10 protein-coding genes and 1 tRNA gene are annotated in these 15,516 nt (G+C 68.6%); 7 read left to right on the top strand and 4 right to left on the bottom strand.

Annotated elements, in window-relative coordinates:
• The first annotated feature begins 7 nt into the window (after window positions 1-7).
• The 7 genes from glpX to pbpC all read left to right on the top strand — a co-directional run bounded on the left by glpX (window position 8) and on the right by pbpC (window position 12,244).
• Window positions 8-1,006: a class II fructose-bisphosphatase gene (gene glpX, locus ACFFJ7_RS08585; RefSeq protein ID WP_166952751.1), complete on the top strand. Its 999-nt coding sequence runs from the start codon at window positions 8-10 to the stop codon at window positions 1,004-1,006.
• 232 nt (window positions 1,007-1,238) lie between these two features.
• The gene (recJ, locus tag ACFFJ7_RS08590) at window positions 1,239-2,945 is read left to right on the top strand and encodes a single-stranded-DNA-specific exonuclease RecJ (protein ID WP_377592117.1); all 1,707 of its coding nucleotides are present in this window, start codon (window positions 1,239-1,241) and stop codon (window positions 2,943-2,945) included.
• Window positions 2,946-3,062: 117 nt separating this feature from the next.
• Window positions 3,063-3,138 (top strand) — tRNA-Glu (locus tag ACFFJ7_RS08595).
• A gap of 374 nt (window positions 3,139-3,512) precedes the next feature.
• Complete coding sequence (locus tag ACFFJ7_RS08600) at window positions 3,513-3,791, top strand: metal/formaldehyde-sensitive transcriptional repressor (protein ID WP_166952784.1); 279 nt, start codon at window positions 3,513-3,515, stop codon at window positions 3,789-3,791.
• Window positions 3,788-4,732 (top strand): CDF family Co(II)/Ni(II) efflux transporter DmeF, encoded by a 945-nt coding sequence (gene dmeF / locus ACFFJ7_RS08605; RefSeq protein WP_377591766.1) that lies wholly within the window; start codon window positions 3,788-3,790, stop codon window positions 4,730-4,732. Before ACFFJ7_RS08600 ends, dmeF begins: the two co-directional genes overlap by 4 nt.
• A 172-nt stretch (window positions 4,733-4,904) precedes the next feature.
• Window positions 4,905-10,154 carry an alpha-2-macroglobulin family protein gene (locus ACFFJ7_RS08610; RefSeq protein ID WP_377591767.1) on the top strand — a complete coding sequence of 1,750 codons (5,250 nt, stop codon included), beginning with the start codon at window positions 4,905-4,907 and terminating at the stop codon, window positions 10,152-10,154.
• On the top strand, window positions 10,151-12,244 hold the full coding sequence (gene pbpC / locus ACFFJ7_RS08615; RefSeq protein WP_377591768.1) for a penicillin-binding protein 1C: 2,094 nt from the start codon (window positions 10,151-10,153) through the stop codon (window positions 12,242-12,244). Before ACFFJ7_RS08610 ends, pbpC begins: the two co-directional genes overlap by 4 nt.
• Before the next feature lie 28 nt (window positions 12,245-12,272).
• On the opposite strand, the gene ACFFJ7_RS08620 is transcribed toward pbpC, so the two are convergent.
• From ACFFJ7_RS08620 to ACFFJ7_RS08635, 4 genes are all read right to left on the bottom strand, one after another.
• Complete coding sequence (locus ACFFJ7_RS08620) at window positions 12,273-12,935, bottom strand: exopolysaccharide biosynthesis protein (RefSeq protein WP_246225310.1); 663 nt, start codon at window positions 12,933-12,935, stop codon at window positions 12,273-12,275.
• Window positions 12,936-13,083: 148 nt separating this feature from the next.
• A complete protein-coding gene (locus ACFFJ7_RS08625; protein WP_166952799.1) occupies window positions 13,084-13,809 on the bottom strand; it encodes a Bax inhibitor-1/YccA family protein in 726 nt (241 codons plus the stop codon).
• 80 nt (window positions 13,810-13,889) lie between these two features.
• The gene (locus ACFFJ7_RS08630; protein WP_377591769.1) at window positions 13,890-14,654 is read right to left on the bottom strand and encodes an anti-sigma factor family protein; all 765 of its coding nucleotides are present in this window, start codon (window positions 14,652-14,654) and stop codon (window positions 13,890-13,892) included.
• Entirely contained in the window at window positions 14,641-15,240 is a 600-nt protein-coding gene (locus ACFFJ7_RS08635; RefSeq protein WP_377591770.1) for a sigma-70 family RNA polymerase sigma factor, read from the bottom strand. The genes ACFFJ7_RS08630 and ACFFJ7_RS08635 overlap by 14 nt, the downstream gene beginning before the upstream one ends.
• Window positions 15,241-15,516: the final 276 nt, after the last annotated feature.

Raw genomic sequence — 15,516 nt, forward strand, 5'->3', positions numbered from 1 at the left:
GACCACGATGTCCAACGAAGGCGAATTGAAAGCCAGCCACTATATCGACCGTATCCTCACGCTGGAACTCGTTCGCGTCACCGAGCGCGCCGCCGTGTCCGCCGCGCGTCTGCGCGGCAAGGGGGACGAGAAGGCGGCCGATCAGGCGGCGGTGGACGCCATGCGCCGCGAACTGAACCGCCTGTCCATCGACGGCACGGTGGTCATCGGCGAGGGCGAGCGCGACGAGGCGCCGATGCTGTTCATCGGCGAGCGGGTCGGCAACCGCAGCGGGCCGAAGGTGGACATCGCCGTCGACCCGCTGGAGGGTACCACGCTCTGCGCCAAGGACATGCCGGGCTCCATCGCCGTGATGGCCATGGCCGAGGGCGGCTCGCTGCTTAACGCCCCCGACGTCTACATGGAGAAGATCGCCATCGGCCCCGGCTATCCGGCTGGCCTCGTCGATCTGGACGCGACGCCCGAGCAGAACATCGAGGCGCTGGCGAAGGCCAAGGGTGTGCACCCCTCCGAAATCACCGCGCTGGTGCTCGATCGTCCGCGCCATGCCGAGATCATCGCCGCCATCCGCCGCACGGGCGCGTCCGTGCGACTCATCACCGACGGCGATGTGGCGGGCGTGATCTTCACCGCCACGTCGGGCGAGACCGGTGTCGACATTTATATCGGCACGGGCGGCGCGCCCGAGGGTGTGCTCGCGGCGGCGGCTCTGCGCTGCGTCGGCGGCCAGATGCAGACCCGCCTCATTCTCGACACGCCGGAGAAGCGCGAGCGCGCCGCGGCCATGGGCGTCACCGATCCCGCGCGCAAGTATTCCATTGAGGAACTGGCGGCGGGCGACGTTGTCGTCTCGGCGACGGGTGTGACGGACGGGGCGCTGCTCTCCGGCGTGCGTTTCGGCAGCGACGTCATCGAGACCGAGACTGTCGTCTACCGTTCCGCCACCGGCACAGTGCGCCGCATCCGCGCCGAGCATCGCGACCATTCGAAATTCCATCTGGACTGATTGCCGCTGTTCGCGCCGGGCCTCTGCGCCCGGCGCGCTTTCATTCAGACGGAGCATTTCTATCTTTCGCAGAAATGCTCCAGCCAACATTTCGTCGAGCAAGGTGGCCCAGGCAAGCTTTTCCGCAGCGCATCCCTTTGAGGCGCGTCCGTTTCTCGGCGTCAGCCGCTCCGTTCTCGGGCGCGCCTGGCAGGATCGCTGCACGGAGGCCGAGCGCGCCTCGGCGCTTGCAATGGTGCAGCTGCACGGGCTGCCCGACATTCTGGCGCGCGTGCTGGCGTCGCGCGGCATCGGGCCCGACGATGCGCAGGCTTATCTCGCGCCGCGCGTGCGCGATCTCATGCCCGATCCCTCGACGCTCGTTGCTATGGACGAGGCGGCGGCGCGTATCGCGCGGGCGGTGGCGCGCCGGGAGAAAGTCGCTATCCTCGGTGACTACGATGTCGACGGCGCCTGTTCCTCCGCCCTGCTTGGCCTGTTTCTGGCACGCGGAGGGGTGGACTTCGTCGTGCGGATTCCGGACCGCGTCGTCGACGGCTATGGACCCAACGTGGCGGCGATCCGTGAACTGCATGAGGCCGGCTGCACCCTGCTGGTGACGGTGGACTGCGGCGTGGCGAGTTTCGAGCCGCTCGCCGAGGCGTGCCGGCTCGGCATGGACGTCGTGGTGCTCGATCATCATCAGGCGGGCGTGGAACTGCCGCAGGCTGTGGCAGTCGTCAACCCCAACCGGCAGGATGACCTGTCGGGCCTCGGCCACCTGTGCGCGGCCGGCGTGGTTTTCATGGCTCTCGTCGCCGTCCAGCGTGCGTTGCGTCAGGCCGGCTTCTGGCGGCAGACGGCGGGCGGGGAGCCCGACCTGCTCGCCGATCTCGACCTCGTGGCGCTTGCGACCGTGGCCGATGTCGTGCCGCTCGTCGGCCTCAACCGCGCTTTCGTCCAGCAGGGGCTTGCCGTGATGCGCCAACGCCGGCGACCCGGGCTGACGGCGCTGCTCGACGTCTCCGGCCTGTCGGGGCCGCCGGAGGCGTGGCATCTCGGCTTCCTGCTCGGCCCGCGCATCAACGCGGGGGGGAGAATCGGCGATTCGGCGCTGGGCACCACCCTGCTGATGGCGCGGGAGCCGCATGAGGCGGCGCGCATCGCTACAGAACTCAACACGCTGAACGCGGAGCGGCAGGTGGTGGAGCGGCTGGCCGTCGAGGAGGCGGTCGCCATGGCGGAGCGCCAGCTGGCGGAAGGCGATCCCCCGGTGCTGGTCGTGGCCTCGCCCGGCTGGCATCCAGGTGTCGTCGGGCTGGTCGCCGCGCGGGTGAAGGAGCGCTTCAACCGTCCCGCCTTCGCCATCGCGCTCGACGACCGGGGTGGCGGCACGGGCTCGGGCCGCTCGATTCCGGGCGCGGATATCGGGCGGGCGGTGCGTCGGATGGTGGAGGAGGGCATCGCCGTCAAGGGTGGTGGCCATGCCATGGCGGCGGGCGTGACACTCGGCCGCGACGGCGTCGCGGCCTTCGGCGAGCGGCTGTCGGCGGTACTTGCCGAAGACGTCGGGCGGGCAGGCGAGGGCGAGGCGCTCGGCATCGACGCAGCGCTCACGGCAGGCGGCGCGACGCCGGAACTCGTGGCGGGCATCTCCCGCGCAGGCCCTTACGGCGCTGGCAATCCCGAGCCGGTATTCGCGTTCGGCCATCATATGCTGACCGAGGCCACCGTCGTGGGGGCGAACCATGTGCGTGTCCGCCTGCGCGCCGGCGACGGTGCCTCGCTCGGCGGCATGGTGTTCCGCGCCGCCGACCAGCCGCTTGGGCAGTCGCTGTTGTCGCTGAAGGGGCAGCCGGTGCACGCGGCCGGCACACTGGCGCTCGACAACTGGGGCGGGCGCACGCAGGTGAGCCTGCGGCTGCTCGATGTCTGCAAGGCCGAAGCCGCGCGCCGATAATGCTTGTATGACGGCCGCGCGTCACTTATGTGGAAAACATCCAAAGTTTTACGACAGGCCTTGCCGAAGGCGGCAAACATCTCTATTAGTCACGCCACTTCACCGGCAACGGTTGATGCGCCCATCGTCTAGCGGTCTAGGACGTCGCCCTTTCACGGCGAAAACAGGGGTTCGATTCCCCTTGGGCGCGCCATTTGAGCGCTTATATCCAAAGCGTCAATTTCCAGAATAAATCCCCGCCGATTTCCCTGAGGTGCGCTTTGAAACGCATCTGTAGCGCCCCTGCACATCGATATCTGTGGGCGAAAACCTGTAACGGCCGGTTGGACTGAATATCCGCTGGAACGGACCGCTTGCCCTCGCGTCTCCCAAAAGGAACGCTCCCGGATTCGGGGCCCAATGCATGCACTCTTGAGGAGGGCCCGGATGTCCCCCTCACGGGTCGGTCTGATTTGCATGGCCGGTCTCTCCCTACGGGGAGATAATCAATGACGGAGATGGGGCCGGATCAAGCGGATGCCGAGGTATCATTGCGTTGATCCGTAATATAGGGTATACCCCTATGGTATGTCACACACGACGAAAAACAAAACGAAGCTTCTCGCCCGCGTCCGGCGTCTCAAAGGTCAGATCGAGGCGATAGAGCGATCCCTTGAGGCGGAGGTGCCCTGTGGGGAGATCCTGAACCTTGTCGCTTCGGTTCGCGGCGCGGTCACCGGCCTGACGGCCGAACTGATCGAAGATCATATTCGCGAACACGTCTCCAACCCTGACAAGGATGAAGACGTAGCCCGCGCTCAAGGTGCCGCCGAGTTGATCGACGTTATCAGGACATACTTGAAATGACCGACACAGCCGTCCGTTTCGCCAGCCCGCACGAGCATGTCTTTCTTGGCCAGGACCACGAGCGCAACGAAAAACGCACCTGGCTCGTTATCGCCATCACCGCAACCATGATGGTCGTGGAGATCGTTGCCGGAACGATTTACGGCTCCATGGCTCTGGTCGCAGATGGCTGGCATATGTCCACCCATGCGGCGGCAATGTTGATTGCTGCGTTGGCCTATCTTTATGCCCGCCGGAATGCGCGAAATCCGCGTTTTACCTTCGGCACCGGCAAGCTGGGCGACCTTGCGGGCTTTGCGAGCGCTGTGGTTCTGGCTCTGATTGCCCTGCTGATCGGCTGGGAAAGCCTGATGCGGCTTTACAGCCCGGTGGCGATCAGCTTTTCGCAGGCTATCACCGTCGCTGTGATCGGGCTGGCGGTGAATCTCGTCTGTGCATGGCTGTTGCATGGCGATAATGCTCATCACCATGACCACCATCACGGTGCTGCTCACGATCACAACCACGGCCACTATGCTCACGACAACAACCTGCGCGCTGCCTATCTGCATGTTCTGGCGGACGCGCTGACCTCGGTTCTGGCTATCGCGGCGCTTGTTCTGGGGGGCCTTTACGGCTGGAACTGGATGGACCCGCTCATGGGTGTCGTCGGCGGTCTCGTCATCGCCCGCTGGTCATGGGGGCTTATCCGCGACACGGGCCGGGTTCTGCTGGATTACGTTCCTGCTGGCGAGAATCTGCCGCAGAAAATCCGCGACGTTATCGAACACGGCGGTGACGAGATCACCGATCTGCATGTATGGCAGCTCGGCCCCGGCCATCATGGAGCCATCATCTCGATCCGTTCCGCAACCCCCATGGAGCCATCGGTCTACCGCAGCAAGCTGGCCCATTTTCATGACCTGTCGCATGTCACCATAGAGGTCGAAAATGGGGCCTGACGGGCTACCCGATATGCCCGCAACCGGATCGAAGCGCTGAAAGACACAAGCGCCGGGAAAATCGGAAGGCGCGCTGGCGGCAACTCCGGGGGCGCTTGCAAGTGGCCGTCCGCTGGTTCATCCTCTGCCGCGTCGTCCCTGCAGCCTGATCCCGCAGCCGTGGAGCGCGCCGATGTCGATTCCGTCCCTGTTTCGCCGGCTGGTGCTGCCGGCCGCACTCGCTCTTGGCATGCTGCCAGGTCTGGCGGTTGCGCAAGGCGCCTTTCAGCGCAACGATCTGGCGAGCAACGTGGTGCGCTTCGACGCCACGCTGAAGCGAGAAGCCGCGCAGGCCGATCTGTCGCGGCCCGTTGCGCAGTTGCGCAAGGACATTGCCGAGGCGACAGCGAGGGGCGATGCCAAGCGGGCGCTGGCGCTGACGAGCGCGCTGCTGCTGCGCGAGCCGGGCAATTTTCAGGACTGGCTGAACTACGCGCGCCTTGCCTCCACGTTCGAGACGGATGACTACAGTCTGCGCATGCGCTGGCTCGACAGGGCGCAGACCGCGGCCTACGCCGGTTTCCAGCGCGCTGCGAAGCCCGCTGACAAGGCCGCCGCGCTCGTGACGCTGGGCGAGGCGCAGGTGCGCGCGACGCTCTTCCGGCAGGCGATCGACAGCTACAGGGCGGCGCTCGCGCTGCACGATACCGCGCCGGTGCGCGCGGCCTATGAGGAATTGCGCGCCCGCTACGGCTTTCGAATCACCGGCAACCGCGTGGATTCCGATGCGCTGACGCCGCGCGCTTGTTTCCAGTTTTCCGAGCCCGTGGCGAAGGGTGTGGACTTCGCTCCCTTCGTCGCGGTCGCGGGCGCGGCTAACGCCGCAGTCACGGGCGAGGAATCGCAGGTTTGCGTCGATGGGCTGAAGCACGGCGAGCGCTACGCCATCGTGCTGCGGCAGGGCCTGCCGGCGGCTTCCGGCGACACGCTGCTGCGCAGCGCCGACTATGAAATATACGTGCGCGACCGTGCGCCGTCCGTCCGCTTCACTGGCCGCAACTATGTGCTGCCCTCGACCGGGCAGGAGGGCATCCCGCTCGTTTCCGTCAACACGGCCGCGGCCGAGATCGATGTTTTCCGCGTTGGCGACCGCAATCTGCTCGCGACGATCCGCGAGGGCGGCTTCCTCGACCAGCTTGGCCGCTGGGTGATCGACACGCTGCGGGCGGAGCGCGGCGAGAAGGTGTGGAGCGGCACGCTCGAAACCCGCTCAAGCCTCAACAAGGACGAGATCACCGCTTTTCCGGTGCATGAGGCAATTGGCAAAGCCCTGTCGCCGGGCGTCTATGTGCTGACGGCGCGGCCGGGCGGCGGCCCGCCGGCGGACGAGGACTACAGCCAGCGTGCGACGCAGTGGTTCGTGGTGTCCGACATCGGCCTCACCGCGCTGACGAACGAGGGCGGCCTGCGTGTGCTGGCACGCTCGCTGGCTTCCGCCGGGCCTGCTGCGGGCGTAGACCTGCGGCTCGTCGCCCGCAACAACGAGGTGCTGGCGACGGCTCGCACCGACGCGCAGGGCGAGGCGACATTCGCCGCCGGCCTGACGCGCGGGCAGGGCGGCACGCGCCCCGGCCTGCTGGTGGCGACGACGGAGGCGGGCGACTACAACTTCCTCGATCTCGAACAGGCGCCCTTCGATCTCACCGACAGGGGCGTCGCCGGCCGGTCCGCGCCCGGCCCGCTTGACGGGCAGGTGTTCACGGAGCGCGGCGTCTATCGCACGGGCGAGACGGTCCATGTCACTGCGCTGCTGCGCGATGCAACCGGCAATGCCGCCGGCGGCCTGCCGCTGACGCTCGTCGCCCGCCGGCCGGACGGTGTGGAATACCGGCGCGCGCCTGTCGACGATCAGGGGCTCGGCGGGCGCGCGTGGTCCCTGCCGCTGCTCGCCGGCGCGGCGCACGGCACCTGGCGCGTGCAGGCCTATGTCGACCCGAAGGGCGAGCCGGTTGGCGAGACGACCTTTCTGGTGGAGGACTATGTTCCCGAACGCATCGAGCTGAAGCTGGCGCCGCAGACGCCTGTGCTCGACTGGGGCGCGGTCGCGGAAATCGCGGTCGACGCACAATATCTATATGGCGCGCCTGCCGCCGGGCTCGATGTGAGCGGCGACGTGGTTGTGCAGCAGGCTGGCGGCACGGCCATCCCCGGACTGGAGGGTTATCGGGTCGGCATCGACGACGAGGCTTTCGAGAGCGTGTCGCTGGAAGTCGCATCCGGCGCCGTGACCGATGCGCAGGGCAGGGCGAAACTTGCCGTGCCTGTGCCGGATGTCGCGGCGCAACGGCCAGTCGAGGCGCGGATCGCGCTGCGCGTCGCGGAGGCGGGCGGCCGGGCGGTGGAGCGCTCGGTGACCCTGTCGATCCTGCCCGCCGGTCCGGTCATCGGCGTGCGCCCGCTGTTCGACAACCTGACGGAAGGCGCGCAGGCGCGCTTCGACGTGGTGGTGGCAACGCCGCAGGGGACACGGCAGGCGGCCAAGGTGCGCTGGACGCTGTCGCGGGTGGAGCAGCGCTTCCAGTGGTTCAACCAGGGCGGGCAGTGGTCGTTCGAGACCGTCACGACGACGCGCCGCGTGCAGGACGGCACACTCGATCTTTCGACACAGGAACCGGGTCAGATTGCCGTGCCTGTCGAGTGGGGCCGCTACCGGCTCGATGTCGCGGCGGTCGACGGTTCGGTGCAGCCCGTGAGCGTGAGCTTCGCCTCGGGCTACAGCGGCACGGCGAGCGCGAATACGCCCGACCGGCTGGACCTCGTGCTCGACAAGGCGGCCTATGCGGCGGGCGAGGAACTCGCGGTGACGCTGAAGCCGCGCTTCACCGGCAAGGTAACGCTGCTTGTCGCCAGCGACCGCATCCATGAGGAGCGCGTCGTCGACGTCACGCCGGAGGGCGCGACGGTCACGCTGCCGGTGAAGGCGGAATGGGGGCCGGGCGCTTATGTGGTGGCGCTGGCGCATCGCCCGCTCGATGTCGCCGCGCGGCGACAACCCGGCCGGGCGCTGGGGCTCTCGTGGTTCTCGGTCGACCGTGCGGCGCGCACGCTCGGCGTCGACCTCGGCGGGCCGCGCACCGTCGCGCCGCGCGTGCCGCTGTCCGTACCGGTGAAGGTGAGTGGCCTGCAGCCGGGCGAGGAGGCTTATGTGGCGGTGGCGGCGGTCGATGCCGGCATCCTCAACCTCACCCGCTATGAACCGCCGCAGCCCGACGAGTACTTCTTTGGCCAGCGGCAGCTCGGCACCGATATCCGCGACGTCTACGGCTTCCTGATCGACGGCATGCAGGGCACGCGCGGCGCGATCCGCTCGGGCGGCGACGCCGGGGCGCCGCCACTGGAAGGTGCGCCGCCGTCGCAGGAGCCGCTGGCGCTTTACACGGGCGTCGTGAAGGTGGGCGCGGACGGGACGGTGCCGGTCGATTTCGAGATCCCCGCCTTCAACGGCACGGTGCGGGTGTTCGCGGTCGCGTGGTCGAAGGAGCGTGTCGGCCAGGCGAGCGTCGATGTGGTGGTGCGCGATCCCGTGGTTGTTTCCGCCAGCCTCCCGCGCTTCCTCAATGCCGGCGATACATCGCTGCTGTTCCTCGCTGTCGACAACGTTTCCGGCGAGGCGGGGGACTACCGCCTGTCGCTCGCGGTCGATGGGCCGCTCACGGTGGACGCGCGGGTGTTGGAGCCCGCGATCCGGCTCGATCAGGGCGGCAGCGAAGGATTCGCGATTCCGGTCAAGGCGACGGGCGTCGGGCAGGCGTCGGTGACGGCGACGATCGCCGGTCCGGGCATCGAGGCGTCGCAGACGCTGCGGCTCGGCATCGGTGCGGGCACGCGGCCGCTGACCCGCCGCACGGTGCATCCGCTCGCGCCCGGCGCCAGCGTGAGCCTGTCTGGCGACCTGCTCGCGGATATCCAGCCGGGAACGGGCGTCGTCTCGTTGTCGGTCACGCCGCTTGCGGCGCTCGACGTACCGGCGCTGCTTGGCGCGCTCGACCGTTTTCCCTACGGCTGCACGGAGCAGACGGTGAGCCGTGCGCTGCCGCTGCTCTACGCGAATACGCTCGCCGCGCTCAACGCGCTGCCGCCCGACACAGATGCCGACAGGCGTGTCAACGAGGCAATCGCGCGGGTGCTGTCTCGGCAGGATGCCAGCGGCTCCTTCGGCCTCTGGTCCGTGGGCGGCGACGATTTGTGGCTTGATGCCTTCGTTGCCGATTTCCTCACGCGGGCGCGCGAGCGCTCGTTCGATGTGCCGCAGCGCGCGTTCACGCAGACGCTGGACCGGCTGCGCAATGCCGTCGTCAACAGCGCCGACTTCCCGGACGGCGAGGGCGAGGCGCTGGCCTACGCGGCTTACGTGCTGGCGCGCAACGGGCGGCCGGTCATCGGTGACCTGCGCTATTTCGCGGACGTGCGCCTCGCCTCCTTCGGCTCGCCGCTGGCGCAGGCGCAGGTGGGGGCGGCGCTCGCGCTGCTCGGCGACCGCACGCGCGCCGACCGCGTGATTGGACAGGCGGTTGACGCGCTGGAGAGCGCGAAGGACGACGAGCGTGGCCGCGCCGACTACGGCTCGGTGCTGCGCGATGCGGCCGGGATGCTGGCTCTCGTCGGCGAGACGGGCGCGGGGCGCGCTCATCTCGCCGCGCTCGGCCGGGCGGTCGAGCGGGCGCGCGACGGGCGCCGCTACACCAGCACGCAGGAAAACACGTGGCTGGTGCTGGCGGCCGCGAGCCTCGCGGAGGAAGCCAAGAACGTCTCGCTCACCGTCAACGGCGCGGAGCACAGGGGGCCGCTGTTCCGCACCGTCGCCGGCTTCGAGCTCGCGGCTGGCGCGGTGAAGGTGACGAACGGCGGCGATGCGCCCGTGCAGGCGGTGATCGGCGTGGCTGGCAACCCCACGGCGCGCGAGCCGGCGCTGGCGCAGGGCTATACCGTCGAACGCTCCTACTTCCGTCTTGACGGCAAGGCCGCCGATCCGACGAAGGTGGCGCAGAACGAGCGGCTCGTGACCGTGCTGAAGGTGACGGAACGCGATGCGCGTCAGGCGCAGGTGCTATTGGCGGACTTCCTGCCGGCGGGGTTCGAGATTGACAGCCCGCGCCTCGTCGACAGCGCCGATCTGGCCGGCCTGCCGTGGCTGACGCGGGACGTGGAGCCGACCCATGTCGAGTACCGAGACGACCGTTTCGTCGCTTCCTTCGCCCGCGAGGCCGACCAGCCGGCGTTCTTCTCCGTCGCCTATATCGTGCGGACGGTGTCGCCCGGCCAATACGTGCATCCGCCGGCGGTTGTCGAGGACCTCTACCGGCCTGAACGCTTCGGCCGCACGGGTTACGGCACGGTCGAGGTAACTGGCGCCAGGGTGACGGACGCCAAGGGGGCGCCGTGATCCGCAGGCTGGCCGCGACCGCGGGGGCGGTCGCGCTTGTCGCCGCGCTGCTGGCGGGCGGGGCGCTCTGGCGGTTCGCGGCGAGCCTGCAGCCGCTCGATCTTGCGGCCGCCCGGCAGTATTCCACCGTCGTGCTCGACCGGCACGGCGCGGTGCTGCGTGCCTTCACCTTCGACGATGGCCGCTGGCGGCTTCCCGCGACGGTGGCGGATGTCGATCCGCGCTTTCTCGATCTGCTGATGGCCTACGAGGACCGGCGCTTTCGCCGTCACCACGGCGTCGATCCGCTGGCGGCGTCGCGCGCGGCCATACAGATGCTGGCGACCGGCCGCATCGTCTCCGGCGGTTCGACGCTCACCATGCAGGTGGCGCGGCTGATGGAGCCGCGCACGGAACGCACGATGGCCGCCAAGCTGCGGCAGGCCGTGCGGGCCATCGAGCTGGAGCGGCATTTCTCGAAGGACGGGATTCTGGCGTTCTATCTCGGCCTCGCGCCCTACGGCGGTAATCTGGAGGGCGTGCGCGCGGCGAGCCTCGCCTATTTCGGCAAGGAGCCGCGCCGCCTGTCCGTCGCCGAGGCCGCGCTGCTCGTCGCGCTGCCGCAATCGCCGGAAGCGCGCCGGCCGGACCGCTTTCCCGAGCAGGCCCGCGCGGCGCGCGGGCGTGTCCTGAAGCGCGCTTTCGAGCGCGGCCTGATTGGCGCGGCCGAAATGGAGGCGGCGCTCGCCGCGCCCGTGCCCACGGCGCGGCGCAGTTTTCCGATGCTCGCGGCCCATGTGGCGCAGGCCGAGCGCGCCGCGAATCCCGAGGCCGGCACCCTGCGCCTCACCATCGATGCGGGCCTGCAAGCGGGTCTTGAAACGCTGGCACGGGAGGCGGCGCGACGCATCGGGCCGCAAATCTCGGCGGCCATCGTCGCCGTCGACAACTCCACCGGCGAGGTGCTGGCACACGTCGGCGCGGCGGATATCATGGCGTCCGAGCGGGCGGGGTGGGTGGATGCGGCGAAGGCCGTGCGCTCACCCGGATCGGCGCTGAAGCCGTTCATCTACGCCCTGGCGTTCGAGGCGGGCCTCGCACATCCAGAGACAGTCCTTGAAGACAGGCCCACACGCTATGGCCTCTACGCGCCGGAGAACTTCGACCAGACGTTTCAGGGCACGGTCACGGCGCGCAAGGCGCTGCAACTGTCGCTCAATGTGCCGGCGGTCGCGCTGCTCGCCGAGGTCGGCCCGGCGCATTTGCTGGCGCGGCTGCGGGCGGCCGGTGTCGCCGTGGAACTGCCGAAGGACGGCGGCGAGCCAGGGCTCGCCATCGCGCTCGGCGGCCTCGGCACCCGCCTGACGGATCTCGCCCGGGCCTATGCCGGGCTGGCGCGCGGCGGCAAGGTGCCGGCCCTGCGCTACCGGCTCGACAGCGAGATACCGGCGGCGGCGGAACCGGCGTTCGTGCAGCCGGTAGCGGCCTGGTATGTCGCTGATATCCTGCGCGGCGCGCCCGCGCCGCACAATGCGCCGGCGGGACGCATCGCCTATAAGACGGGCACGTCCTACGGCTATCGCGACGCGGTGGCGGCCGGCTTCGACCGCAACACGACGATTGCCGTGTGGCTAGGCCGTCCCGATGGCGGGGCGGTGCCGGGTCTGCTCGCGCGCAATACGGCGGCCCCCTTGCTGTTCGAGGCTTTCGCCCGCCTTGGGCGCGACTCGCTGCCGGTCATCGTCCCCGAAGGCCGGCTGACGGCGACGAGCGCGACCCTGCCGCCGCCGCTACGGCATCTGCGCCGCGACACGCCGCGCAACCTCATGGCCATGATCAGCGCACCGCTGCGGATCGCCTTTCCGCCGGACGGCGCGCTGATCGATCTGGGGCTGGAACAGGAGGGGGGGCAGGACGCCGTGTTGCAGGAACTCGCGCTGAAGGCCTCTGGCGGCATACCGCCCCTCACCTGGATGGTCAACGGCCGGCCGGTGGAGCAGGGGGCGCTCCGGCGGGAGACGCGCTGGCGGCCGGACGGCGAGGGCTTCGCGCGGCTGTCCGTGATCGATGCGCGCGGCAGCACGGACAACGTCACCGTGCGCATCCGGTGAAGGCGGGAAAGCAGCCCCGCGCTCCGGGTCAGCCAAAGGCGTTGGCGATGATGAAGAGCGCGGTCTTCAGCAGGCCGTAGAGCACGCCGCCGACGACGACGAGCGACACGATGGTCGCCACCACGCCGAGCAGCACCCACACGCCGTCCCGTCCCAGAATGCCGAGCGAGAACAGGCAGATGGCGAGCGCGGGGAGCATGTTGCCGAGCGGAATGGGCAGCAGCAGGATGACGGACAGCAGAAAGCAGACCGCGCCGATGAAATATTCCATCGGCGGCGTGGCGAGGTGCAGCAGGCGCGGACGCAGCAGGCGCTCCGCCCGCGCGAGCCACGGCACGGCGCGTTCCGTCATGGCGGCGAAATCCCGGCGGGCCATGGAGCGGGCGGCGATGACCTGCGGCAGCCACGGCTTGCGGCCGATCATCATCTGCGCGGTCAGGAAGACGAGCGGGGCGGCGAGAATGGCCGATGTGCCCGGCGGGGTAGGCAGGATGTTGGGGAAGGCGAAAATGAACATCAGCGCGCCGAATGCGCGGTCGTGCATGGTGTCGAGCAGGTCGCCGACCGAGATGCGCTCGCGGCTGGTGTCGCGCGCAAGGGAGCGCAGGATGGCCCACAGCCTGCGGCCGGGCGGCCGGCGGCGGATCCTCGGAAGCAGCCGCGAACCGGGGGTAGCGCCGGAATAGGACAATTTCTCACCTCCCGAAACGCCTTCTGAACCGGGCGCGTTATCATCCGACCCTGCCGATGGCGTTCCTGATGTGATGGAGCGCCATCGGGTCATATTCAAGACGGACCTTGCGAATTGGTCCAATTCGCAAGGCACCCATGCGTGATGCTTATTCCTCGCGCTGGCCCGTGAGGGACAGCAGCAACTGGAACATGTTGATGAAGTTCAAGTAAAGCGAGAACGCGCCGAAAATTGCAAGCTTCTGCTGCGACTCGGACGAGAAATTCTCGGCATACTGCTCCTTGATCGTCTGCGTGTCCCATGCCGTCAGGCCGACGAACACCAGCACGCCGATGACGGAAACGGCGAACTGCAGCATCGTCGATCCGATGAACAGGTTGATGAGGCTCGCGATGACGACGCCGATCAGGCCCATGATGAGGAACGAGCCGAACTGCGACAGGTCGCGCTTCGTCGTGTAGCCGTAAAGGCTCGTCGCGCCGAACATCGCCGCCGTGATGAAGAACGTGCGCGCGATGCTCGTGCCGGTGAACACGAGGAAAATCGAGGCGAGCGACAGGCCCATCACCGCGCAGAACGACCAGAACAGCGCCTGCGCGCCGCCGGCGGAGATCTTGTTGATGCGGAACGAGAAGAACAGCACGAAGGCGAGCGGCGCCAGCATCACCACCCACTTGAGCGGCGTGGAGAAGATCGGTACGTAAAGAGCGGGCGTCGTGCCGACGACGAAGGCGACGACGCCGGTGAGCACGAGGCCGAGCGCCATGTAGTTATAGATGCGCAGCATATGCTGGCGCAGGCCCTCGTTGAAGGCGGCGCGGTCGAGACCGCGGCTGGTCGTCTGCCAGCCGAAGCCGGAATGCGGATTGGTCATCGGTCTAACTCCGGGTAGGAAAATCGTTGTTGCCATAAACGTGGTTGGTGGAACCCGCGGACGCAAGCATCGCCCGCGGGTCAGTAAAGGGTTCTGACGAGACCGTCGGCGAGACGGTCGATGTCGCCCGCCGCCCCCTGCGCGACGAGCGCGTAGGCGACGTCGCCGATCTGCCAGTGAGCGACGGTCGTGTCGTTGCCGTGCGCGAGCGTCACCGGTACGACATCGAACACGCCGGGGCGGATGGCGATCAGGGAAAGCCGCCCCACGTCCGGCGCGCGGATGCTGACGGCCACGCTCGGCCCGAACCGCGACGGCGCGACGACGACGTCCTCCACCTGCCAGTCATCGGGCAGGACCGGCAGTGCAATGGCAGTCTCCGCCAGGATGCGATCCGGCTCGTAGGCCGGCGTGCGGGAGGAGTTGCCCGGGCGCGTCGGCTGCAGGAGGCCGGCGTCGACCGCCTCCTCGACGAAGGCGGGCGGCAGGCCGGAAGCGGAAACCGCGCCGATGCCGAGGGTGCCGAACTGGGCGTGCGCGAACCATCCTGCCATGAGGAACAGGCCGATAGCCGCCGCGCGCCGCAGCGCACCGGAGTGCCTGCGCCAGCGCAGCCCCCGCTCCAGCCGCCTCGCGGCCTGCGTCGTGCGGGGGTGCGGCTGGCCGGCCGGCTGCATGAGGGCAAGTTTCAACTCGTCGCGCAGCCGCATGTCCGTCATGACGCGGGCTGCGAGATCGGGACGCGCGGCCAGATGCGCCTCCACGGCAATGCGCCGTTCGAGCGGCAACTGGTCGTCGAGATAGCCCTGGAGATCGGCCTCGACGATCGGATCAACCGTTTGCATCGTCAGAACCTCCCACGATACGCAGATGGACGATGTTCGCCGGCGTGGCCGGCGGTATGGCGGCGGGCCGCTCCTCGAAGGCGCGCAGCGCCGCGCGGGCGCGTGCCAGCCGCGACATCACGGTGCCGACTGGCAGGCCCAGCGCCTGCGCGGCCTCGGCGTAGCTCAGCCCGTCGATGGAGACGAGATGCAGCACGGCCCGCTGCTCCTCCGGCAGCGACATGAAGGCCTGGCGCACTTGCGCCAGCCGCAGCGCATGCTCCTGCGCCGGCGATGCCTGATAGCCGGCCGGATCGGCGTGGACCTCCGCCGTGAGCTGCTCGATGCGCCGCTGGCGGGAACGGCGCGCGCGCACGCGGTCGATGAACGTGTTGTGCAGGATCGAGAGAAGCCAGTTGCGAATACCCTTGTCGGGGCGGAACGACGACTGCTTCTCATAGGCGTGCACGAGTGCATCGTGCACGAGGTCCTCCGCCTCGCCGTCGTCGCGCGTCAGCGAGCGAGCATAGCGCCGCAGCGCCCCAAGCTGGCCGAGCACGTCGGGCAGGGGGCTGGTTGTCCGGACAGGGGTCTGATCACGTTCCATGCTGCGTATACGAAACCGCCGCGCGTTTTATTCCGCGGCCACATGAATTTTCTGGCGGATATTTGGGGCGATTTTTGCAACGACCTAGCAGCCTCCAGCGGCGTCGCGCATCATTTTTTGCACTGGCGGGGGTTGTTGGCGGCCTGTGCATGCCCCTATATGAAGCAGGCGCGTGCCAGCGCGCCGACCGATCGAGGAGAGGAGCCGTCCGTGTCCGCCCCGTGTGAGCCGCCTTCCAGTCGCGCCCGACGCAGGCATGGGACACCCGCTTCGAAT

This window comes from Pseudochelatococcus lubricantis, from assembly GCF_042432495.1.
Classification (GTDB): Bacteria; Pseudomonadota; Alphaproteobacteria; order Rhizobiales; family Beijerinckiaceae; genus Pseudochelatococcus; species Pseudochelatococcus lubricantis.

Coding starts and splice junctions, on each gene's coding strand:
- ACFFJ7_RS08600 (WP_166952784.1), top strand. CDS start 3,513: ATGTCACACACGACGAAAAACAAAACGAAGCTTCTCGCCCGCGTCCGG.
- ACFFJ7_RS08635 (WP_377591770.1), bottom strand. CDS start 15,240: ATGGAACGTGATCAGACCCCTGTCCGGACAACCAGCCCCCTGCCCGAC.
- ACFFJ7_RS08610 (WP_377591767.1), top strand. CDS start 4,905: ATGTCGATTCCGTCCCTGTTTCGCCGGCTGGTGCTGCCGGCCGCACTC.
- glpX (WP_166952751.1), top strand. CDS start 8: ATGTCCAACGAAGGCGAATTGAAAGCCAGCCACTATATCGACCGTATC.
- recJ (WP_377592117.1), top strand. CDS start 1,239: ATGGTGCAGCTGCACGGGCTGCCCGACATTCTGGCGCGCGTGCTGGCG.
- dmeF (WP_377591766.1), top strand. CDS start 3,788: ATGACCGACACAGCCGTCCGTTTCGCCAGCCCGCACGAGCATGTCTTT.
- ACFFJ7_RS08625 (WP_166952799.1), bottom strand. CDS start 13,809: ATGACCAATCCGCATTCCGGCTTCGGCTGGCAGACGACCAGCCGCGGT.
- ACFFJ7_RS08630 (WP_377591769.1), bottom strand. CDS start 14,654: ATGCAAACGGTTGATCCGATCGTCGAGGCCGATCTCCAGGGCTATCTC.